The 22343-nt window shown below is 49.3% G+C and carries 17 protein-coding genes and 3 pseudogenes; 10 read left to right on the plus strand and 10 right to left on the minus strand.

Annotated features, from left to right (window positions below; genetic code table 11):
* Nucleotides 1-852: 852 nt before the first annotated feature.
* Entirely contained in the window at nucleotides 853-1863 is a 1011-nt protein-coding gene (locus tag HNR64_RS15435) for a helix-turn-helix domain-containing protein (RefSeq protein ID WP_198570186.1), read from the minus strand.
* A gap of 368 nt (nucleotides 1864-2231) precedes the next feature.
* Between HNR64_RS15435 and HNR64_RS17560 the strand changes: the two are divergent.
* Nucleotides 2232-2327: pseudogene (locus tag HNR64_RS17560) on the plus strand (hypothetical protein); the annotation flags it as partial.
* Between the two features lie 64 nt (nucleotides 2328-2391).
* Here the strand turns inward: HNR64_RS17560 and HNR64_RS17565 are convergent.
* A pseudogene (locus HNR64_RS17565) lies at nucleotides 2392-3475 on the minus strand (IS256 family transposase); the annotation flags it as partial.
* Nucleotides 3476-4127: 652 nt separating this feature from the next.
* On the opposite strand from HNR64_RS17565, the gene HNR64_RS15455 reads away from it, so the two are divergent.
* Nucleotides 4128-4265 carry an IS3 family transposase gene (locus HNR64_RS15455; RefSeq protein WP_198570188.1) on the plus strand — a complete coding sequence of 46 codons (138 nt, stop codon included), beginning with the start codon at nucleotides 4128-4130 and terminating at the stop codon, nucleotides 4263-4265.
* Nucleotides 4266-4398: 133 nt separating this feature from the next.
* Here HNR64_RS15455 and HNR64_RS17245 read toward each other — a convergent pair whose 3' ends face one another.
* The 3 genes from HNR64_RS17245 to HNR64_RS15465 all read right to left on the minus strand — a co-directional run bounded on the left by HNR64_RS17245 (nucleotide 4399) and on the right by HNR64_RS15465 (nucleotide 6060).
* Entirely contained in the window at nucleotides 4399-4560 is a 162-nt protein-coding gene (locus HNR64_RS17245) for a rubredoxin (protein ID WP_232787434.1), read from the minus strand.
* 27 nt (nucleotides 4561-4587) lie between these two features.
* Nucleotides 4588-4761 carry a rubredoxin gene (locus tag HNR64_RS17250; protein WP_232787435.1) on the minus strand — a complete coding sequence of 58 codons (174 nt, stop codon included), beginning with the start codon at nucleotides 4759-4761 and terminating at the stop codon, nucleotides 4588-4590.
* A gap of 96 nt (nucleotides 4762-4857) precedes the next feature.
* Nucleotides 4858-6060: an alkane 1-monooxygenase gene (locus HNR64_RS15465; protein WP_204997325.1), complete on the minus strand. Its 1203-nt coding sequence runs from the start codon at nucleotides 6058-6060 to the stop codon at nucleotides 4858-4860.
* Between the two features lie 1214 nt (nucleotides 6061-7274).
* On the opposite strand from HNR64_RS15465, the gene HNR64_RS15470 reads away from it, so the two are divergent.
* Both HNR64_RS15470 and HNR64_RS15475 read left to right on the plus strand, forming a co-directional pair.
* On the plus strand, nucleotides 7275-9776 hold the full coding sequence (locus HNR64_RS15470; RefSeq protein ID WP_239547918.1) for a TonB-dependent receptor: 2502 nt from the start codon (nucleotides 7275-7277) through the stop codon (nucleotides 9774-9776).
* 29 nt (nucleotides 9777-9805) lie between these two features.
* On the plus strand, nucleotides 9806-10255 hold the full coding sequence (locus HNR64_RS15475; RefSeq protein WP_204997326.1) for a hypothetical protein: 450 nt from the start codon (nucleotides 9806-9808) through the stop codon (nucleotides 10253-10255).
* A gap of 638 nt (nucleotides 10256-10893) precedes the next feature.
* On the opposite strand, the gene HNR64_RS15480 is transcribed toward HNR64_RS15475, so the two are convergent.
* From HNR64_RS15480 to HNR64_RS15490, 3 genes are read right to left on the minus strand one after another with little or no spacing between them, the layout of a single operon-like run.
* Complete coding sequence (locus tag HNR64_RS15480) at nucleotides 10894-11766, minus strand: alpha/beta fold hydrolase (RefSeq protein WP_204997327.1); 873 nt, start codon at nucleotides 11764-11766, stop codon at nucleotides 10894-10896.
* Between the two features lie 7 nt (nucleotides 11767-11773).
* Nucleotides 11774-12265 carry a PaaI family thioesterase gene (locus HNR64_RS15485; protein ID WP_204997328.1) on the minus strand — a complete coding sequence of 164 codons (492 nt, stop codon included), beginning with the start codon at nucleotides 12263-12265 and terminating at the stop codon, nucleotides 11774-11776.
* Nucleotides 12266-12273: 8 nt separating this feature from the next.
* Entirely contained in the window at nucleotides 12274-12747 is a 474-nt protein-coding gene (locus HNR64_RS15490) for a PaaI family thioesterase (RefSeq protein ID WP_204997329.1), read from the minus strand.
* 249 nt (nucleotides 12748-12996) lie between these two features.
* On the opposite strand from HNR64_RS15490, the pseudogene HNR64_RS17570 reads away from it, so the two are divergent.
* Together HNR64_RS17570 and HNR64_RS15495 are read left to right on the plus strand one after the other, a co-directional pair.
* A pseudogene (locus HNR64_RS17570) lies at nucleotides 12997-13176 on the plus strand (TetR/AcrR family transcriptional regulator); the annotation flags it as partial.
* A 33-nt stretch (nucleotides 13177-13209) separates the two neighbouring features.
* A complete protein-coding gene (locus tag HNR64_RS15495) occupies nucleotides 13210-13611 on the plus strand; it encodes a TetR-type transcription factor C-terminal domain-containing protein (RefSeq protein ID WP_232787524.1) in 402 nt (133 codons plus the stop codon).
* 58 nt (nucleotides 13612-13669) lie between these two features.
* Here HNR64_RS15495 and HNR64_RS15500 read toward each other — a convergent pair whose 3' ends face one another.
* Nucleotides 13670-14713, minus strand: a complete 1044-nt coding sequence (locus HNR64_RS15500; RefSeq protein ID WP_204997330.1) for a transcriptional regulator CypR — start codon at nucleotides 14711-14713, stop codon at nucleotides 13670-13672.
* A 132-nt stretch (nucleotides 14714-14845) separates the two neighbouring features.
* On the opposite strand from HNR64_RS15500, the gene HNR64_RS15505 reads away from it, so the two are divergent.
* Complete coding sequence (locus HNR64_RS15505; protein WP_198570196.1) at nucleotides 14846-15166, plus strand: 2Fe-2S iron-sulfur cluster-binding protein; 321 nt, start codon at nucleotides 14846-14848, stop codon at nucleotides 15164-15166.
* Between the two features lie 14 nt (nucleotides 15167-15180).
* The gene (locus tag HNR64_RS15510) at nucleotides 15181-16599 is read left to right on the plus strand and encodes a cytochrome P450 (protein ID WP_232787437.1); all 1419 of its coding nucleotides are present in this window, start codon (nucleotides 15181-15183) and stop codon (nucleotides 16597-16599) included.
* Between the two features lie 500 nt (nucleotides 16600-17099).
* Here HNR64_RS15510 and HNR64_RS15515 read toward each other — a convergent pair whose 3' ends face one another.
* On the minus strand, nucleotides 17100-17978 hold the full coding sequence (locus HNR64_RS15515; protein ID WP_204997331.1) for a LysR substrate-binding domain-containing protein: 879 nt from the start codon (nucleotides 17976-17978) through the stop codon (nucleotides 17100-17102).
* 406 nt (nucleotides 17979-18384) lie between these two features.
* On the opposite strand from HNR64_RS15515, the gene HNR64_RS15520 reads away from it, so the two are divergent.
* Nucleotides 18385-20799 carry a glycerol-3-phosphate 1-O-acyltransferase gene (locus HNR64_RS15520; RefSeq protein WP_204997332.1) on the plus strand — a complete coding sequence of 805 codons (2415 nt, stop codon included), beginning with the start codon at nucleotides 18385-18387 and terminating at the stop codon, nucleotides 20797-20799.
* A gap of 63 nt (nucleotides 20800-20862) precedes the next feature.
* Nucleotides 20863-22332, plus strand: coding sequence for an HAD-IB family hydrolase (locus HNR64_RS15525; RefSeq protein ID WP_204997333.1), 1470 nt, complete (start codon nucleotides 20863-20865; stop codon nucleotides 22330-22332).
* Nucleotides 22333-22343 lie beyond the last annotated feature (11 nt).

A 22343-nucleotide genomic window follows, 5' to 3' on the forward strand; every position in this document is an offset into this window, starting at 1 on the left:
TGACTCGGTGCTCATTGGATACTCCAGATCTGAAAAGTCTGGAGCGTAGCGAAGTCCCGGCAGCAATTTTAGGTGGGGTTTATAGACCGCTTACGTATCGTCTAGTTAACACGCTAGCGGAGGAGCGCTGCTTTGATAGAGCTTCGAGCGTTAACTCGGCCCTTCGTTTGATATTCCGCTCTACTTGATGGAGTCCTTGAAGGTAGGGTTTTCTAGCTTGAAGCAAACTAACATGAAGGCAGTCATTTGCAAAAATCAGGTGCTCATTTCACTCGTTTCTGGGTTTTTTAACGAGATGTCGCTGGTACGTGCATGGCGCACTTAGCGGTGGTTATCGGGAGGCTGCCGCTGGGGTTTGCTCCATTGTTTCGAAATATGCTTTTTTTGCCACCATTAGAACAGGCATTGCGGGGCCAATCTGACCCTACATAATGCCAAAGCCATGTTCCACTCGAGCGCGGATTCTCGACTTTCTTAAGTTGAAGTCGAACTGAGCTTCAGTAAATGTCCGATATCGGCTGTCTGTCTTTTAAGTCTAGTCCAGCGTGGAGTGATCCTTGCAGATCGCACTACATTTTCCGTTCTAAACCCACTCGCCAAAGATCAGCTCTTGTTCGACGCTGCTCGGCCTACGACTCGTTGCCTGTGGATTGGGGTAGAGGTGGGGCAATTGCTATGACTACTCCAAGCTAGGGGGTAAGGTCACATGTCTTCGAGAAAATGCTACTTGAGACTATTCCAGGAGTGCTTCTCGAGGCTTTTTGTCAGGGAAAGTTGTTTTATCGTTTTTGCGATGCCTCTATGATCAGGGTGAGTAACCTTCGTTCGTTGGCAGCTATAATCAAAGGTGTCCTAATTTTTATTCTTAAAATAGTCTCTTGGTGCTACACCATACCAGCGTTTAAATGCGCGGTTAAAAGAACTTTGTTCAGAATAGCCCAATAAGCCGGAGATCTGAGATATTGGTAGTCTATTATCTCTCATGAATTTTTCAGCCTCCTGCTTCCTGACTGAATCTAGCAGCTGTTCGTAAGTGTATCCGCATTCTTTAAGGCGACGATGTAGGGATCGCTCGTTCATGTTGAGATGCTCAGCTATAAAAGCGCGAGATAGCTTTGCGGTAGGCATTATTTTTTTAATTAAATCCCTAACTTCAGTGTCCAAAGACTGATGTAGTCCCTCATGTTTGTTTTCATCAAGATATTTCACGATTATTTTGTATAACGCAGAGTTACCAGATGGTATTTTTTCCTGAAGGGCTTTGGGGGAGAGTAAATTGCCATTATGGCTTCTGTTGAATTTAACTGTAACGGGAAAATGTTTCTTGTATGTATTTTCACTGGAAATCGGAGCGTGTTTAAACCATATGGCATCGACAATAAGGTGGTGATTTATCATAATCCGAATAATTTCAAAGCACGCTGTAACCATGTGCTCTGTAGCTTGAGGGAACTGCTCGCCCGTTCTGTCACGTATTTCTAGGCTTGCAATTGTGGTACCTGATATGTCTTCCAGAGAAAGCTTTATTGCTGGTGTAAAAAAATAAAGGTAGGCGCCAACTGTTACTATAGCCTTTTCAACCGTAGCCGCTGATATCACTATAAACGCGACAGGCCCTAGTATATTGTGGTCCTGCTTTTTGGCTAGACGAATGCCAAAATCGGAGCAGTTAAATATTTTAGAACAGTCCTCCAATAAATTGCAAAATTCTGAGTAAGGGAATATATAATTTTCGTCTGTAAGTTTTTTTACATCTATATCATGCTTTTGCAAAATTAGAGCCGGGTCACCGTTTAATTCTTTCACCAATTCACAAAATCCATTTAAACATGTCGGCTTTACATAATTTTTTGAATAATCCATTGGTAAAAATCTCCGATTGTAAGAAAGAATTCAACGAGCATGATGGGTGACGCTACTGCTATTTTAGTAAGCTCTTTTTTTATTGCAATTTCTCGCTTTAATTTGTTCTCTATCTAGTGGTTGAAGAAAGGTACAAAAGTAGCATTATGCCGCAGTTTCCCTGCACGATCACGCTGGGCTGTAAGCTTCGTTCCTTTTGCAAAGCTGCAGGTTTCACTATCGTATTGTTAGCATTAAGTCGCGGCCGAAGCTACACTGCTTCGGGCGTTGGCGTCATTTTGTTGTGGCTAGCGCATCGGGGATCGGGATTTTCCGGATAACTCAGGCAACTCCGCGCAACTCTATGAGCATATCTAAGATATACAGCAGAATTTAAGGATGAGTCCGTTCATCAGATCATTGAAACGAAATATTCAGTCAGCGATGCATCGGAGTGGATAGGTGTCTCTGATCACAGCTTGTAAAAGAGGGTTAACGCCGCGACGGGTAGGGTCAAAAATCTTTCGCACATTCTTTGGCGGTGGCTTCTCAAGCTGAGTGTTGTGCCTCCAAATCATGCTGCCTTAGCCAGTCCATTGAGACGTACTTGCGGGTGCCCCATTTGGTGATGGTGATGTGGCGTAACCTGGCTCCGACCAGCATCACTCCCGACTCCCCATCAGGAAACGCTCCGACTACCCGAGTCCGGCGCCGAATCTCCCGCATGATTCTTTCCATCGGATTATTGGTCTTGAGCTTAAACCAAGGGGTTGGGGGGATAGCTGTAGTACGTGAGGGTTCCGTTAAACTTGGAGTCGATCAGGTCGGCGGCTTTGGCCAGCGCCATTTCGCAAAGCTCTGCCACGACTTTGACGGCCCTTTCTTGCGCCGCAGTCCGATTCTCCTGGGCATGAATGGCCTTGAGCATCGCGGCCACCTGCCGCATTTTATTGCGCGGTACATGGCTGAAGCCATTGCGGAAGAAGTGTACGGCACGGCGCAGCGCTGCCAGTCGGCATCGGAGTAGCAGTCGGCGATGGATTCCACCAGACCCGGGCAGGCATCCGAAATGATAAGCTGGACGCCCTTCAAACCGCGCTGTTTGAGGTGTGCCAGGAAGCCACCCCAGCCGGTATTGTCTTCCTCGTGGCCTTCATGAACATCGAGAATGCTACGGTAACCGTCTTGATCAACCCCAATGGCGACCAATACTGAGACATTCTTGGCCTCGCTGGTCCAGCTGTGCTTCAGGACGATGCCATTGAGGTGGACAAAAGCGAGCTTGCCCTTAATGGGCCGGTCACGCCCCGTCTCAATGTGCTGATAGACTTTTTTGTTTAGCTTGCTGAAAGTGTCAGAACTGAAACGGGTGCCACACATGGCATCGGTAATATCCTCGACCCGGCGCTCAGATACACCTGCCAGATACATCTCCATCAGCGCCTCCTTGATGGAAGCTTCCCGTCGCTTGTAGCGCTCAATGATGGCAGTCTCAAAGGCCTGCCTGCGCAGTTTGGGCATCTGCAGCTTGACTTCACCCCCCCCCTTGGAGTGGAGCGTGCGCGCGCGTATCAACGCGAACTGGGCTGCGCTCGTAGCGTTGGGCGCCGCACATGGCATCGGCCTCGGCATGCTTTGAATGTGTCAACTGCTCGATGTGTTGGGCGTAGGCATTTATAAGCGGCTTGCTATACGGCTGCCTGACCGAGCTTTTGAGTATTGCCGTTGCTTATACGCAAATCTTAATATGCCAGCTATGATATTTATGTTTTCCCCAGGGTGTTTCAGTAACTCCGTGAAATTGGCGAGCCGTTCGGTGTTCAGCGCTTAATGAAAATCATCCGAAATCACCAAATCAAGTCAGATCGTGGCTATAAGGTATCGTGTACGATCACTCGCTGAACGGCGATAATTGCACCGAATTAGCTAACTCGGGCATTTATTGAGTTATTGCTGAGCAGTCAGATCAATTTTCGGTCACCGATATCACCACTATAAGAACCAGGCTTGGGCTGGAGCTATCTCGCAACTGTAGTCGACCTGCCCTACAGAATAATCCGGGGTTGCTTGATGAAGCCTAATTCAAAAAAACAGTGGTCTAGAAGAGATATTGGCGGCCGCTTGGCGTCGGCGCCCGAGGTAGCGTGAGGCCAAAGAAACAGATCAGGAACCAATACGGCAGTCATGCTTGACCGCGATTCTGTACGAAACACGACTAACAACCCAGTATAAGCCGGTGCGGCAACTGCCGTGATTAAACGGCTGCGGAGTCCTTCTTCATCGGTTTGAAAAAGGAGCAAATCAAGAAACGCATCTGTAAAACCGGTGACGTTGCCCGCACCGATGTGTTCGACTGCATCGAGATGTTCTACAATCAAACCCGCCGCCACAGCCACCTCGGCAGCGTTAGCTTAAGCCTTTGAAGCCACTTTAAAAGCGACGCTTTGTAAATCTATAATATCCCAAGAGGTACCGTTTATCCTTCTAGTTCGCCCCGCGCTTGCATTCCGTTGTGATATGGTATTGTCTTTATATGTCGGATGTTATTTTGGGTTGCTAAATAATATGAAAGAAATCTTCCTTTGGTGCCGAACACTCTAAACAGCACCAGCTGTCATCAAGCTCGGAGAATGGCGTACCCGGCTCGATGCCATCTTCTGGGCAGCCTAGTGCCTCGTCATATATAAACCCGCATGTAGAACACTCAAACTTAGCCATAAAAATGTATCCCCGTTGTTCGATGAGCTATGTTTTATCTATAGCAATAAAGTCAGGTTTTTCGCGAACAAAGCAATCTGGGCAAGGGAAATCCTTTGGCAAATCATCCCATGGCGTCCCCTTGGGGTAGCCCTCTCTGGGGCAGCCATCCTCATTTCGATAGATATATCCACAATCAGGACATTGAAAATCTTTAGACATGTGCTCACCTACATTACATCTCTGCCAGCGTTTAAAAGCTGGCAGGAAGCTTTTCCGGTTAATTATTTACGTTGGAGAAGGGCGATAATATAAAACTCAAGCCCCTGTTAACTTCAGACTCAAGCTTTTGTATTTCTCTTTTTTGTCTGGCGAGATATTAACCTTGTTGAGGTCACCATTAGCCCAGGTAATAACCCTCTGGTCCATCAAGGCAAACCATAATGGAGGGATCATGGCAATACCGAACATGGCGGGATACCCAAATGGCATCGTTGGTACGTTGTCATAATCCCGGAGAACCTGATACGGTTTGGTTGGATGAGCGTGATGATCCGAATGACGCTGTAAATGCAACAAGAGTAGGTTTGAGGCTTTGGAGTTGCTGTTCCATGAATGATGTGGTTGGCACCTTTCATATCTACCCGATTGAAGCTTTTCTCTCAATAGCCCGTAATGTTCAGTATAATTGGCGCATGTTAACTGCCACCAACCATATGCGGCAGATAGTAATAAAAAGGGAATCATAATCCAGCCAAAGAGCGATACAATGATTGAATAGGCCGTTATCGTTATTAATGCTGGTTGAATAATTTCATTACTAAATGACCAAGATGATTTACCGAGTCTTGCGAGTCTCGCTTTCTCTAAGTGCCAGGCTCTTTTGGCTGCGCCGGGTATTTCTCTTAGCATAAACTTATAGATGTTCTCGCCGAGGCGACTAGAGGCTGGGTCCTCGGGTGTCGCAACATCTTTATGGTGGCCCTTGTTATGCTCTATCGTAAAATGACCATATCCACTACATGCCAAGATTATTTTTGCCGCAGCTAATTGCCCCTTGTCATTTACTTTATGTCCAAGTTCATGTCCTGCTACCAAGGCCAAGCCATTTGCAAGGCCTAGGGAAAGAGCGGCGCCCAAGATGCTGAGCCAGCCCCATGACAGCCCGTTCTTCGCAACAGCATAGGACATTGCAAAAACCGCCACCCAATGCATAGCTGTAGCAAAATACATAAGTTTTACATAATATCGATCCTTCGATAACTCTGCGGAAAGATCCTCATTCGGATTGGCGGGGTCATCTCCCATCAGGTGATCTATAAAGGGAAATATTAAATAAAAAAAGACAACAAATAGCCAGAACCAAGCACCATTACCTGATTTTAGAGCGATATACGCAGAAAGTATCGGCACTAGAGGCAGGGCGAGGGACGACAAATATAAATATTTTTTGCTTGTGACCCATGCCGTGTTCGCCAAAGATAAATGTCCCAAAGGATCGTTCGCTGCAATCTTCTTCATAAAGCACTCCTGGGGCGCCCTTTTTTATCTGAAAAATAACAGGCGGCGGAATTGATACGTTAAGGCATATTGGCAACGGTAAATTATATAATGAGAGCGCACTATGTATTGTCATCTCGTTATGTATATTTATCATTTCGGACGATGTTCGGCGTATTTTTTCGTGGAGTTCGGCTGTCTTAGAGGTCCTGAACGATGTTCTAAGTCTAGTGGCTTTTGGTGACTTCGATTCGTGAATTACTGTTGCAAAACCTTGTAAGTAGGGGTCTAAAATCGATTAAGTCAAGAGCGCCTCGGTCGGGACTCCATTTATCACGAGTAATAATGATTCCAGCTAAGTCGATGTGGTGAGGTGCGTATGCAGGCCTGGTCGCGTCAGTCGTAGAATAATTCTGTGCCACATTGGTTTAGGTGTTTTCTATTTTATAGCCTTTGTTGAGGTGTATCCTGAGTGTGGAGATTGGAATACTTCTGATTTAGTGTCTTGGCTTGTGAAAAGCAACCATAGCTAAAAAGTTGCGAAGAGTTTTATCTTTGTGTGCCATTGGGTTGTCATAGCTGGACAAATAGGCATTCATGCTTGGCGGATCGTTGGGTGTCTCTATGGGTTTCTGTCGCATATAAAGTCAATGCCCATCAGTGTTCAGGTTGTGGTCGTTATTCGCCTGTCGTGATTGGTGCTTTGGGGTCGATTTTACTTGGCGTAAGGCGAGATTTCGTGCGGTCTGGCTGCTGCGGATTGCACATACCAATAATTGTTTTAAATTGAGTCGCTCACCTGGTTTGGTGATGGGTTACGGGAGGATGAGGGGCCGCTTTGCAAGCGGGGCACCTGGCTTTGCGAAGGCCGCTCGGGCTAAGTATGGGGAGGGGTAATTTTCTTCCGTTGGGGAGATGATGTGTGTGACCGCTAATGTAAAGAGAAAGTCCTGATAAGGCAATTAATTTGCTTTGTTGTTGGGTAGTATCGCTCATCTATATCTGCAATAAACTGCTGGCGCAGGGGGTTTAGAATAATTGCGTCAGTCCGGAACGTGCCAGTAGGGGGCAGCCTTGAATGAGTATGTGGCTCCGTTCGAGGAATCGCTTTTAGAACGTCCATCATTTGGCCGATGGCTGGCTGGAATTTTTGGCCCTGGAGCAGAGGTTGTGGTTTGCCGTCAACCAGTTAGAAGGTTGGCATAATTATAATCGACAAACTTTTGAGGTGATTGATGTTTAATCGTTATGTATATCTTGGTGGCCTAGTGCTGGTCTCCGGGTTTGGCTGTATGAAAGCTGTTCATGCGGCGCCAATGCTTGAGGAGGTTTTGGTAACTGCGCAAAAGAAATCTGAAAGCACCCAGGATACGCCTATAGCGATAACGGGGATGTCGGAAAACACATTGGAAAAATTTGGCTTTTCCAGTGCTAACGATATCTCGGCTCAAGTACCAAATATGCAGGTTAGTGGTCCTTACGGGGATGTTCAGCCGATATTTTCAATCAGGGGGGTGAGTATGTCTGATTACTCCTCTAATCAAGCCAGCCCTATCGGTGTGTACAATGATGAGGCATACATGGGCGCGGTATATACTCATGGGATGAGCTTTTTTGATGTGGCTCGCCTAGAGGTACTACGGGGGCCGCAGGGAACGCTGTATGGTAAGAATACGACTGGTGGTGCGATAAACATCATAACAAAGACCCCAGAAATTAATGAGGGGTTTCACTACAATATTAAGCAAGGTATCGGTAACTATAATAGCCAGAAGGGTGACTATGGTGTTGAGGGTACGTTAATAGAGGATGTTCTGGCAGCAAGATTGGCGTATTCATATTCGCGAAGAGATGGTTACTACGAAAATCGATTTGGCGGAAATGACCTCTCCCAGCAAGATTTTCAGGGGGCCAGATTAGTTCTTAATGCAAATGTTTCCGACAATATAAATATGGTGTTTAAGTACACCAAGGCCAGAAATGACGGCCTAGCTAGCCCTAGTAGAAACGAACCTCGTGGCGATTTATCAAAAAACCCTGCATTGGTTACAGCGCTAGAGACGGCTGGCGTCGGTGTAAATGATCGGCCAAATAATGGCTACATAGATATAGTTGGCTATTCTCGGCCGGCAGAAGGTCTGGATTATTATGAAGTTGACGACAACTTCACTGGTCCTTTGGTCGTTAATCTGGATCAGTTGGTGCATAAGATTGAATATTTGAATGATTCATACACATTGACATCTATTACCTCATATACAGACAACGACTACGCCCAGGCTCAAAACGTTGATGGTAGTCCCGAGGAGCATCTCGAAATTAACTGGTCCGTAGCAACCCAGGCCTTCAGTCAAGATCTTCGGCTATCTACAACCCTTGGCGACGATGTCGACTTAATTGCTGGCGCGTACTATGCCTGGGAAGATCAGCAACTCCATAATATTTATAGCCTTTATGGCACGCCTCCGGATTTGAGAACTGCGGTGACCTTTCCTGGTGTTACCGGTTACTATCCCTATCTTCTTGACTTTGGTGCTCTTGACCAGAAAATGGACACAGAGAAGGAAAGCCTTGCTGTTTATTCTCAGCTGAGATGGAATATTACGGCGCAGCTCGGCATGGATTTTGGGCTACGCTATACGGAGGACAGTGTTGATCTTCGCTACTTGAACATCTCCCGCGTCGGCTATGATGGATCACCCCGCGGAACATATGTACCGGGGAATACGACAGGAGTCGATAACATTTTTATACCCCTCAACGTCGCTGGTCAGAGTCCGTTAGAGCCTGGGCTGCTCATACAACAGCTGTTGAGTGGTGATCTAACATTGGACGATATTTTGCTAACAGCTCGTACAGGCTATACCCATGGCCCGTACACCACAGAATCGGCAACACCGATGAGCTCAAAGGAGAAAGAGTGGACGGGTAAGCTTGGCATTGACTACAGATTTAATGATTCGCTTATGGTTTATGCGTCATACAGTAAAGGCTTTCGCTCGGGCAATTTCAATTCAGGTGTGTACTATGAGGAGCGTGATTTTGAGAATGCCTATGCCTCGCCAGAGTTTCTTGACGCTTATGAGTTAGGTTTTAAGGCTGACTTTTGGGATAGAAGAGGCCGTGTCAATAGTGCCTTTTTCTATTATGACTACACAGATCAACAATTTATTAATGTGGTTGGTGTGTCTAACTTCCTCGAAAATGCCGGTGGCTCGAAGATAATCGGGTTTGAGTCGGAGATGTTTTTTGCCCTTACAGAGAAGCTAACGGCGCAAATTGGTGTTGGTATTCTTGAAACTGAATACACTGAGCTTGAGCTTTCAAATGTTCAGACCGTTAATGATGACGATGATGTTGTTGACCTGTCTGGGAATGAGTTAATTTCGGCGCCGAAAATAAGCGCTAACGTTTCAATTGACTGGGAGCTGTTAAGTAATTCCTACGGCTATCTTAGCTTAAATGTAAACGGTAATTATCAGGACGATCAGTGGTACAGCGCGTACAATGATAAAATCGGTTACGACAAAATTAAGCAAGATGCTTACGCTATATATAATGCAAGAGTTACCTGGTTTTCACACAATGAAGATTATAGTGTGGCGTTATGGGGGAAAAACATTACGGAAACCAAGTACGACGCGTATGCAATAAATCTACAAGCAGGTTTTGGTTTTGATTACTACCAGCAAGGTGCGCCGGCAACTTATGGGCTTGAATTTACCTATAGATATTAAAAAAGTAATAAACAATTGAGAGGTGTTATATGAAAATATTAAAGGTCTTACTGATTTGCTTTGCTTTTTTTTCATGGAAAGTGCCTGCATTGGCTCTTGAAGTGCCAATTTTAGGATCCTTAACAGTTGGGAACCAGGGGCAGGGCCTGGCTGCGATACTTCCTGCTACTTCAGTTTTGATCGGGGACAACAATATAGTCGACAAAGTGTTGTTTAATGAAAATCTTACTGTGTTGTCGAGTTTGCCAATTGTTGGTAGTCTGCCGCCCCTAGATGGTCGTGGCCTTCCGGTGGTTGGCGGAGTAGAAGAGGCCGTTAACATCGTTAATGGGCTTTTGGGGGTTGTGTTAATAACCCCAGTTTTGAGTGATGGTGACATAGCTATATTAGATGGCGCAGGAGTTTATAATCTTTTACTGGGCGGTAATATACTGCCGAGTTCGGATTTCCTTGCTCTAGATGCGGTGCTGGAGAACTAGAGGCGCGGCAGTTTGAGTGTGAATGGATTTAGCGCTATAAGCAGAAATTTATCACCAGCTTCTACGAGGAAGGTCGGCCGAGATGTAGTGTGTTAGGCTGAATACTTTCGGGTAATCGTGCGAGGGTTAGCAATACCAATAAAAGGTAAACGTATGCCAGAAATACGGTTTTACCGAGCTAACCTTCGCCACTATAGTAGTGGCAAATTAGTTCAGACAAATCGTCGTTTGGATTAAACGCACTCGTTCGCAATGCTAAAACATCAAGAAAGCGTTGGGCCAAACCCGAACCCAAACTTTTACTAACGCGGTACCATGCCTGGGTTTGACCGTAAACTGCGCTAAGCATTGATGCGGTTTTAGTCGTCTCTCGAATATTCATCCCGAGGTGGAGGTGAGCCACGATTTTCGTTATGTTTTATATTGTTAGTATATGTCTGCTGTCATGTCGTAGTCCGCATAGGAAAACCCCTGACATTAGGTTTAGCAGAGTTTTCTACTATGAACGACTGGGTTTTGGGTGTGCTTGCTAAATAGCGGAAAGGTCAGTCACTGCAGGTACAGTATTCAGTCGTAATGCCCGCGCGCGTCTCGATTAGCAAAAGCAGTGGGATCGGTAGCTATAATCGTTGATTGTCTTACTTTTGCGAAACAAGACGATGAATGGCGGCGCGTACTGTATCGCTTTTTTCCATCGGAAGAAAATGGGTCGTATCCTCGATCACTTTAACGTCTGCGGAAGGTAGTAAGGTTTGCAAGCGTTCGCGTGCGGCTAACGAGAAAGTTGATCCTCGCTCCCCGGACAAAGCGACTACTGGGCAACGTAACTGGCGAATACCAGGCCATGGATTGTGTTCAGTCTGAGCAAAGGTGGTGCTCTCCCACTCCGGCGAGCAAGCAAGGCGTATGTGATCCTCGTGATCCATGAAAGCAAAGCGAACATAGGCCTCTAGCCAGGTATCAGGCCAAGTTTTGAAAATACCTCTGCCACGGTAGTGATTCACCGCAGCTTCGTGCGACTCAAAGACTGCGCGCCGACGCGCAGCTCCCGCAGCAAGCGCTAGGCGTTGTGACCTGCGCAGCCGTTTGGCGAGCCACATCTCCAGACCCTGTTTTCTATCCATAATTACAGGCTCCGCAAGAATCAATCCGAGCACTTTCTCTGGGCGACGGGCCGCGGCCATGATGCTTGCGGTTCCACCGATTGAATGGCCGGCCAACCAAATCGGTGTATCGAGGTGATCCAGTAGCGTAGTTAAATCCTGATAGTAGGTTTCCCATCCGCGGAATGTCGATGCTTCTGCTGCATTGGCACTGAATCCATGACCTCTCATGTCCCAAGCCAGGACATTGCATTCGGCCTGAATATCATCAAGGAGTGGCTGGTATAGGCGACCATGAAATCCCGTAGCGTGTGCCCAGTGAAGCATTGGGCGCGATTGAGACTGTGGCCAGCGCCAGAATGTGATTGCTTGTCCGTCTGTAGCTTGAAATTCGCTTCGCCGAGGCATGGTCTGTCTACTGCTCCTGAGCTTCTGTATTCGTGGCGACTACTGCCGGGAGTAACAGCTGGACTCGTCCGCTGGCAATCGGTGCAGCCCTATTGTCTTGCCAACACATTACCTCGACCAGGCTTGTTCGCCTGCCTTGTCGAATAATTTCTGCGCTGGCGAAAGTCGGAAGGATAGCCGCGGAGCGCAAATAGTTAATGTGGCTGTCTAGAATGCGTGGGCAACGGTGGTCTTTATCTCGACGTTGAGCAGCCGTCCGTGCGGTCAGCTCGATTAGTGCGGCTAGAACGCCGCCATGGAGCGCGGGTAGCTTAAAGTTGCCGATCAATGCCTCACGATAGGGCAAATGAATTAAGACTCCTCCATTGTCAGTTTGGGCCTGAAGCCCAAGATGCCGGGCATACGGAATGCGTTCCAGTAAGCCTTGCCAGGCTAAGCACTCGTCGGGGCTATTGGCGGCGCCAGCGGCCTGGTGTTTCGAATTACCGGTAGTGCACATACATCCCCCTAGGCGCGTTCATTTGCTAGAATTCTTCCACCTAGAGTGTTGCGCATAAAGGTTGCATTCGCTGTCGCCAGTAGCTCATGGCAGCCTTCGTGGAAAATGTCGCAATGAATGAATGCGACCTCCTCTGTTAACTTGGGGCAGGTTGCTACCGCCAATAGGGCGCGATCGCCCTTGGCTGGTTGAAAATAATCCACCCGTAAATCTAGCGTGGCAATTGGTGACGAATCCCTTGCCTCTGCAAGCACGGCTAACCCGCTGGCTGAGTCTGCCAGGGAGTAAAGCACACTGGCGCAGAATTCCTCGGTATTATCGTCGACGAACAACCGCGGGTTGGGCGGCAAGCGAATACATGCTTGGTTTTTGGTGATAGAGATAATCTGCATGCCCAGATCCCTGCTGTGAGGGACTTGTTCGGTAAACTGCCAAGCTATCGCTGTGGCTGAATTCCACTGATTATGCTTCGAATCTGTCATTTAGGATTTCGCAGCTTGCTCTATATTTCTAACTGGTTAGCGTTGGCGGGAATCGCTACTTTTTCATTGGTCATTGTCATCGCATTGACAGCCCGCATATCATTCGTGTCTAATTTTGGTTGGTTAACCAACCAAAGGTCAAGGTTTTTTATGTGTTATTAGCGGATCACCAGTTTTATGAAGTACGATCGAGGCGACGAGGCACTACTACGAATAATAATCTAAATTGCTCAAGGGTTTGTTATAGCCATGGTTAACAGACAGATTTTTTCCGCGGGAAAGCTAGGCGATAAGAGCGATGTTTTGACTCATGCAGCTCGACTTTTTCGTGAGAAAGGGTTCGAGAAGACTTCGCTTAAAGAAATTGCGGAAGCCTGCAGCATGCTTCCTGGGAGTTTGCATTATCGGTACAAGACTAAGGAGGCCCTCCTTGTCGAGCTGATGCGTTGGGGAATTGACTTAGTGTCTTCTGAGGTCGAGTCGGCGTACGAGAGCTCTGATGACCCGGCAGAGCAATTGCGACTTTGCATCAATGCGCATTTGCGAGCCTTGTTGGTGGACTCGGACGCGGTTTACGTGCTGCTGTTTGAGTGGCGAGCGCTGCGTCCGGAGGCTCGCAAAGATGTCATCGACCTGCGTGACCAATACGAATCCCTGTGGTCAAGAATCATTGAAAACACGGTTGAAAACGGCGTAACACGGAAGAATATCGATCACCGTTTGCTCCGACTCTTCGGGCTTGGGGCACTGAATTGGGTCGCGACCTGGTTTGACCCAAACGGTGATCATTCGCTGGACGCTATCGGTGACTTTATCTGGCAGATCGCTATCGACGGGGTGGTTAATAAAGGTACGCAAACATAGTATCTGGCTATGCAGGCGCCGGAGCTGTATAGGGCCGCCCGTGAGGGCGATGCGAGGTTTATGCTCTACCACTTCTCCTGATTTGCTCAGGTGGTCGGCCAAACCAGCGCTTGCAGGCACGCCTGAAATTGGCTCCGTCGTGATAGTTCATCAACGCGGCAATGGCCTCGATGGACAATTGGGTATTTAGTAGGTAGCTCGCTGCTTGCTGAGACAGAATCTCGTCGCGAATTTCGCGAAAGCTAGTGCACTCCTTTTTGAGCTTACGTGCGAGTGTGCGTTTGCTCATAAATAATGAAGCTGCGGCCTCATTTTCACTTAGCGTTCCCGGCGGTCGGGATAACATCATTTTCTTCAACCGCGTCTGATAGGTGGGTTGATCAGACTGAAGCTGCGCAAGCATGACTTCACACTGCTGTAAGGCGAGACGATAATTTTCGTGGTTGGCAGAGGCGTTGGGTTCCCGACACAATGACATCGGAAATCTCAATTTTAGCTGTTCGCAGCCAAAGTTAATACGCCCGGACAAGAATTCCGGATATATCGAATGGTATTCGGGCTTAGGATGAGCGAAGAATATTTCTGCACCGTGCAAGGGCCGGCCAATCATGAATTCGCCGAATTCGAAAAGTGCCTTGACCATCACATCCGCTAGGCACCGCTGTATGTTGTCGTCTAGGGCCTCCTGAAAGTCTAGAGTACATTCAAGATGCTCACCGACTTCCTGCAAACGTAGTTCAGTGAAGCTCGCGCGAGTAGGCAGGTATACATGAATCGCTTGAAGCGCAGTGAGGAAGTTGGGGCTGCTGTAGGCAACAAATCCCATCGTTCCATGAGTTGCTGGGGTCAGTCGCTTGCCAAGCAGTAACCCTAATTCAGGCTGGTTGGATAGTTCCATAGCGTTGTGTAAGATACGGATCTGCTGTTCGATAGTTATCAGGCTATCGTCTGCCAAAAACTGCGTTATTCCGATGCCAGTGCCCCTTAGTAGTAGTGGTAATTGTTTGGCGGTCAAACCAAGCTCGCGGGCTATCAGTCGCGAATAATTCGATGGGACATCGCTTCTGCGGCGTTGCGAACCCTCTAATTCTTGCGCTACCACTGTTAGTTCTCCTTCCGATAAAGCAGATACATTGTGTCCTAAAATGACCCGGGTTTGTCAAGAAATGACCTGACGCCTGTGTTGTGATAAAGCGAAAATTATTATCTCAAAACAACTCGCAGGAGAAGGATATTGGGCAAGGTTACATTTATAGAGCACGATCAAACCAAACATGTCGCTGAGTTCAAGCATGGTTCCTCGCTAATGCAAATTGCCGTAGACAATGCTATTCCTGGCATCGACGGTGATTGTGGAGGAGAGTGCGCTTGTGGCACTTGCCACGTCATTATCGCAGACGAATGGTTCAGCAAGACCGGTGTGCCTAATGAAGAAGAGGAGCAGATGCTGTCGATGACACCTGAGCGAGCCAGTACGTCGCGCCTGGGCTGCCAGGTGATTGCTACTGACGCGATGGACGGCATTTTCGTCTATTTACCCGAGTTCCAAATGTGAGCATAGGAGAGCGCATGTCAACAATATCCAAAACGCTTTACGATATTCAGTCCCATGTGATTAATGCTACATCCAAAATCGTGCCGATGCACAGGCAAATTCACGGGCTTAAACTATTGATGGGTGCTAAAAAGAAAGCCTTCGGTACACGCCGCCCGGTACCTGAATTTGTTGAGTCAGCGATTCCGGACGTAAACACGCTCGCCCTAGAGGATATCGATGTCAGCAATCCATTTCTATATAGGCAGGATCAGTGGCGCGCTTATTTCAAACGGTTGCGTGATGAGGCTCCGGTTCATTACCAAAAGAAGAGTCCTTTTGGTCCTTTCTGGTCGGTAACTCGATATGAAGACATCATGTTTGTAGATAAAAGGCACGACCTGTTTTCCGCCGAGCCGCAGATTATTCTGGGTGACCCTCCGGAGGGGCTGTCGGTGGAGATGTTTATAGCGATGGATCCGCCAAAGCACGATGTGCAGCGCAGCTCGGTCCAGGGAGTGGTCGCACCGAAAAATTTAAAGGAATTGGAAGATTTAATTCGATCTCGTACCAAAGATGTACTTGATAGCTTGCCCTTGGAAAAACCTTTCAACTGGGTACCCATGGTATCAAAGGAGCTGACGGGTCGAATGCTTGCAACACTGTTGGACTTTCCTTATGAAGAACGTCACAAGTTAGTTGAATGGTCGGACCGTATGGCTGGTGCGGCATCAGCGACTGGTGGCGAGTTTGCTGATGAAGGGTCAATGTTTGATGCTGCAGCAGACATGGCAAGATCCTTTTCCAAGCTTTGGCGGGATAAGGAGGCCCGGCGCGCGGCGGGGGAAGAGGCTGGTTTCGACTTGATCAGCTTGCTACAGAGCAACGAAGACACTAAAGATCTTATCAATCGCCCGATGGAGTTTATTGGCAACCTGACGCTACTTATCGTTGGTGGCAATGACACTACTCGTAACTCAATGAGTGGTGGTTTAGTGGCCATGAAAAAATTCCCTCAAGAATTTAAAAAGCTGAAGGCAAAGCCGGAGCTGATTCCTAACATGGTATCGGAAATCATTCGTTGGCAAACTCCGCTGGCTTACATGCGCAGAATCGCGAAGCAGGATGTTGAGTTGGGCGGAGATACCATCAAAAAGGGTGACCGTGTAGTAATGTGGTATGCTTCGGGTAATCGGGACGAACGAAAGTTCGAAAACCCAGATGATTTTGTCATTGATCGCAGAGATGCGCGGAATCACATGTCGTTTGGATACGGAGTTCACCGTTGTATGGGTAACCGTCTAGCTGAATTACAGCTCCGCATTCTCTGGGAAGAGCTTCTTAAACGTTTTGATAAAATCGAAGTAGTTGCCGAGCCTGAGTTGGTTCAGTCAAACTTCGTACGCGGCTATTCAGAACTTATGGTTAAGCTATCCCCAAAAAACGACAGTTGACGGGTATACAGTAAAAATAACTTGAGCTGAAGCGGCTCAGGCGTAGTAGTTCAGACTTGACCTGACAGATACCGGTTTATTATCGGGCGTCTGTCAGGTCAGACTCAGTTTGCGAACTTTTCCTTCCAAATTCGTTTACCATCGAACAGGGTTTTCAGCGGTGTTCTGTCGCAGCACTTCTTGCCCTGAGGGGTTTCTTGATTGTCGCAGTAGTCCAGCCAGTTTTCCAAATCAGTCCGGAGCTCTTTGGGTGAAGAGCGAGTTGATAAAATTCCTGTAGTATCGTCCTATAAAGGCGCTCACAAATACCTTCGTCTGTGGATGGCGCGGTTTAGTCCGGGAGAGCGAGGCCATTTAAATGGACGAAGCCTGCAGGTCAAATTTTGGCCTCGGTGGAGCGCGCAAAACAATCGTTACAGAATTAACCGCATGGACCACGAGTCCACTCCAAGGCCACGCCTTATTAGTTACTCAATGTCAGTATGATGCTCTGTGTAACGTCACTGCATCATCTCAATTAATACCCGTTCTGGCGCTGACAACTCCGTACCATGGCGGTGGGCGCAGCAAAGCTCAACAGAGCCCACGTATTCAATAGGTAACAGAGAAAAGCGCGTCAGAAAGTCCGCATTGCTGCGATACGCGCGACCAACAAAGGCAACTGCATCCGTTGCCGCGACCACTTCACAAACTAGTGGAAAATAGCCGATGATATGAATCTGGTGGTCGAGGGGAATCTCGGTTTTACCCAGCAGCTTGCTGGTAATCTCTGGCGACCCACCATCGCGTTCAGGCAGCACCAGAGGATAATCCAGAATTTCCTTAGGAGTAACTTTTTTTAACCTGGCCAGGGGGTGGGAAGCGCGCACAAAGAAACAACCGGCAAAAGGCCTGACCGGAATGGTTTTTAGCTCAGAATGCTCCCTCAAGGCCCGGCTTGAACCGATGATCATGTCGGCGTCGCCCGCCCGCAACAGACTCACAGCCCGTTCACTCGCCACCGATTTGATTTCGACTTTCAGACGCGGGTAGTACTGCAGCAACTGGGGCAGCGCCGAGTTCAACAAGCTCACCAGGGGTGGCGGGGAAATGCAGAGCCGCAGCTGGGACTCTCGGTACTCACGAAAGGTTCGGGCATCCGCACTTAACTGATCGATATCTGCCAGAATACGCGACGCCCTGTCGATAATATTGCGCCCCAACGCGGTTGCCCGCATACCCCGCGCACGGCGCTCAAACAACGCGAAACCCAGCTCCTTTTCCAGTTCTGCCACGGTGCGGGTCAGACTGGGCTGGGAAACATGAATCGCCTCTGCCGCCGCGCTCATCGACCCATAGCGATCCACTGCAACAATGTAGCGCAGTTTATTAGTGTTCACACCGCCCCCACGTTAGGGCCTGTTGACACTAATTGAATTGCACCTGCTGGCGGTCATTTTTGCCTCCAGCTAGGCGGAGTGAGCGCAGTTTGGTCATTCCAAATAAGCGAACTCCAACAACGCTGGGGGCAAAAATGGCCCCAGCCCTCCGGGTTGTGGCTAAAAATCCACCACTCTTCGTTGTTCGTCGTTCATTTGGAATAACCAAACCTCTCTCCTCACGCCTTGATTGGTGAATTTTTAGCCACAACAACAGGCGTAATCCAATTAGTGTCAACAGGCCCTAGGCTCCAGTACTGTGACATGGTATGCGTAAAACGTATATTACAAAAATAATAGTATTGGACGGTATATCTTATAGCGTGTCAAATGCCCCAAATGGCCAGAACAAGCGAAGGAACTCAACATGCTGGATCGCACCGAAATGAGCCCTCACGGCGCCGCCAATACGCAGCTAGGCCAAGCCAACACCCAGCATGCAGCCACCCCGATGAACACTGAAAGCCCAAACCGCACGAACACGGAAAGTATCCCTAACCTGCAAACTGAAAGCGTGCTGTTTTTGATGGACGCCGGCACAGATGTAGAAGCCCGTTTCCTGAAGGACAAAATCGTCGCCTGGCAAATGGAAACCGACTTTGCCGGGCGCTGCGACCAAGTCTGTGTTGATATCGCACGCTCCCAGGAGAACATCTCAGCAGACTCTCTTGCCAAAAAGATTACCGAGCACGCCGCCAGTATCATCGTGCCGGTCAGGCTGACCTGGCTGACCTCTGTCGACGGTAAAAACGCTACCCCGCGGGTGCGGGATCTGTTATTTGCAAACCCGAGAAAACCCAACAATAGTAAGGCGGCGTCCATTCTCAAGCACCACCCCGAGTTTTCCCGCTTTATTGTTGCCGAAGCCGCCAGCATGAGCGAATTGCTCAACCGCTATCGGACCCAAACCGGTCAAACAGACCCCAATGACAAAACATTTGCCCAATACATTGCCGGTCAGGCCGGACTCGCCCTTGATGTTGAAGAGCGCAGGCTGCGTGGCGGGCGCTACAAAGTGCCCCGCCGCGTTGCCGAAGCATTGCGCAATGACCAACGCTTCCGCACCGAGCTCGAAGCACTCCAGCAGGCGCAAGACCAAACACCTGAGCATGTTGATCGGGAAGTGTCCCGTATCATGGAAGAACTGATCGCTAAGCCCAGCACTTTCTGGCAAGACATTTTTGGCGGGCTCAGCCGCTTTATCTCCTCGCTGGGTTACAACAAGCATGTCCGCCTAGACCGGGACAAGCTGGAAAACGTGCGGAAAATCGCCCGCAATCACCCTACCGTGTTTCTGTTTACTCACAAGTCTCACATCGATGGCTTTGTACTTAACGCCGTATTATTTGACGAAGACTTCCCGCCCCCACATATTATTGGCGGCAACAATATGGCCTTTTTCGGCCTCGGTTTTATTGCCCATCACGCCGGCACAATTTTCATACGGCGCAACTTTCAGGACAGCCCAGCTTACAAGCTGGTACTGCGTCACTACCTCGGCTATTTGCTGAACAAGCGTTTTCCCATGAGTTGGGCCTTTGAAGGCACCCGCTCCCGCACCGGCAAGCTGATGCCCCCACGTTACGGCATCCTCAAATACGTACTTGAGTCGATGCAGCCCCGGGACATTCGAAACCTGCACATTATTCCGGTATCGATTAACTACGACCTGATCGAAGACGTAAAAGACTACGCAACCGAGCAACAGGGTGGCATCAAACGCCCGGAATCCCTGAAGTGGTTTTTGGAATACCTGCGGGGCATGCAACGCCCCATGGGCCATATTCATATGGACTTTGGCGACGCGGTGGTAGTGCCTGAGGCCCCCGATCTCAGCGACAAACTGGAACTGCAAAAGCTGGCTTTCCGGGTGGGAGTCGAGGCCAACAGGGTATCACCGCTCACTTCGGCATCTATCGCCTGCATGATATTGTTAGGTGCTTCGCCTCGCGCATTGACCGCTGAAGAACTACTGTTAGACATGAGCCGTTGCGTTCAATGGGCCAGGGTGCGCGATATCCCCCTTACCGAGGAGCTATCCACCTCGCCGCAAACCGCGCTGCTGAATCTGCTCGATATTCTGGTGACCAATAATCTGGTTACCCGCTATGACGGCGGGCCGGAAGTGGTCTACGCCATTCCCGAAGACCAGCACGGCGAAGCCAGCTACTACCGCAATACCGTCGCCCATCACTTTGTTTCAAAAGCGATCACCGAGATGGCGCTGATGAAGCTGACCGTAGTCTCACCGGAAACCCCCGTTGAGGCCTTTTGGGAAGAAGTGGAACGCCTGCGGGACTTTTTCAAGTTTGAGTTTTTCTACGCCGACAAACAGCAGTCCCTCACCAATATCAAATCCGAACTCGCCATCTATGACACCGAGTGGGAAGCAAAACTGCAGGCAGACACCGCTTACGCCAACAATCTGCTGCTGAGCTTTACGCCGATTACCGCTCACGCCGTGTTACTCCCCTATATCGAAGGCTATCGGGTGGTTGCCGAGGTCATCTCGCTCTACACCGCCAACGAGTCGCCCACCGAGAAGGATGTGCTCAACAAGGCCCTTGCCTATGGCAAGCAGGCCCTACTGCAACGGCGCATCAGCAGCCCGGCCTCTATTGGCAAGGTGACTTTTCAAAATGCGTACAAGCTTCTCGACTCCCGGAGCCTGATGGCAAGCGGTGGCGAGGACATCGAACAGGCTCGGCGGGAACAAAGCCAGGAAATCAGAATGCTGGCTCGCCGCCTGGAAAGACTGAGGGCCATTTCTCTTCAGCACTAGTCTGCCAATACGGAATAGCGGCCCTTCGCAGAAGCGACCCAAACGACTTTAGTGAGAGCAGCCATGCCATCGATCACCACAACCAAACCCCTGAACGACCTGAAAGCCGCCATCGACGCCGCACCCAAGGGAAAGAAAATCGTCGCCTTTTTTGATTTTGACGGCACGATTATCGAAGGTTACTCGGCGGGGCTTTATCTGAAAAGGCTTTTTAAGGAGCGCAGCCTGTCACCCCGTGATTACGTGGAGATAGTCAGCTTTCTCTTTCTGGAAGACCCCACCGACGACGAGTTTGCCAATCTGCTTCGATGCTGCTTGAAGAACTGGAAAGGCAAAACCGAAGACGAAGTACGCCAACTTTGGCTGGAGCTATTTATTGCCGAACTTGGCGCCCGCATTTACCCGGAAATCAGCGAGATTATTCGCGCCCACAAACGCCGTGGTCACAGGATTGTGGTGGCCTCGTCAGCGCTGAAATACCAGATCGAACACTGCGCCGAGGCACTGGAGATCGATGAGATTCTGGCATCCCGTGCTGAGCTGGTCGACGACCAGTTCAGCGGCGACATCGACGCACCAACCCTGTGGGGAGAGGGTAAGGCCCAGGCCGTAAGCGATTACGCCAAACGCCATAAGTTGAATCTCGATAACTGTTTCGCCTATGCCAACGGCAGCGAAGATGTCGACTTTCTCTCCGGCGTTGGTCACCCCTGCGCGGTAAACCCCTCATCAAGACTGACCGCCGCCGCGCGCAAAAATGCCTGGCCACAGCTCCGCTTTCGCTCGCCGACCAAGGTCAGCGTTAATGAAAAAGTGCGCACTATCGCCAGCGACGCCGGCATGGGCTTGTCGCTGCTCGGCACCTTGGTTTCAACCGTGGCCGGCACCCCCAAGCGCAAGGCGCTGAACCGGCTGTTTAATCTGGGTAGTGATATCGGCCTGGCCGCGGCGGGAATCAAGCTGAATATTATCGGCGAACAGAATTTGTGGGCCCAGCGCCCGGCGGTCTTTATCTTCAACCACCAGTCACCACTGGACCTGATTATTGGCGTAAATCTTATCGGGCGGGACTTCACCGGGGTGGTGAAAAAAGAAGCCAAGGACATGTTCGGCTGGGGCCATTTTATGCAGTTTTCGGAGATGGCCTTTATCGACCGGGGCAATACCGCCCAGGCCAAAGAGATGCTTGCCCCCGCCATCGAAAAACTCAGCCGCGGAATTTCAGTGGGTCTCTGCCCTGAAGGCACCCGATCCTATACGCCCAAGCTCGGCAAATTCAAAAAGGGCGCCTTCCATATTGCCATGCAGGCCGGTGTGCCCATTGTTCCGGTGGTCCTTCGCAACGCCGCCGAGTGCATGTCACGCGACAGCCTGTGGATGCGTCCGGGCACGGTGGATGTCTGTGTGCTGCCCCCCATCGATTGTATCGACTGGACCCTCGACAACATGCAGTCACACATCGATGAGATTGAAAACAGCTACCGGGAAATCATTGCCGACTGGCCCGGCACCACCCAGTACGCTATCGCCTGAAAGGATCCGAA

This window comes from Spongiibacter marinus (assembly GCF_016906995.1).
GTDB classification, from domain to species: Bacteria; Pseudomonadota; Gammaproteobacteria; order Pseudomonadales; family Spongiibacteraceae; genus Spongiibacter; species Spongiibacter marinus.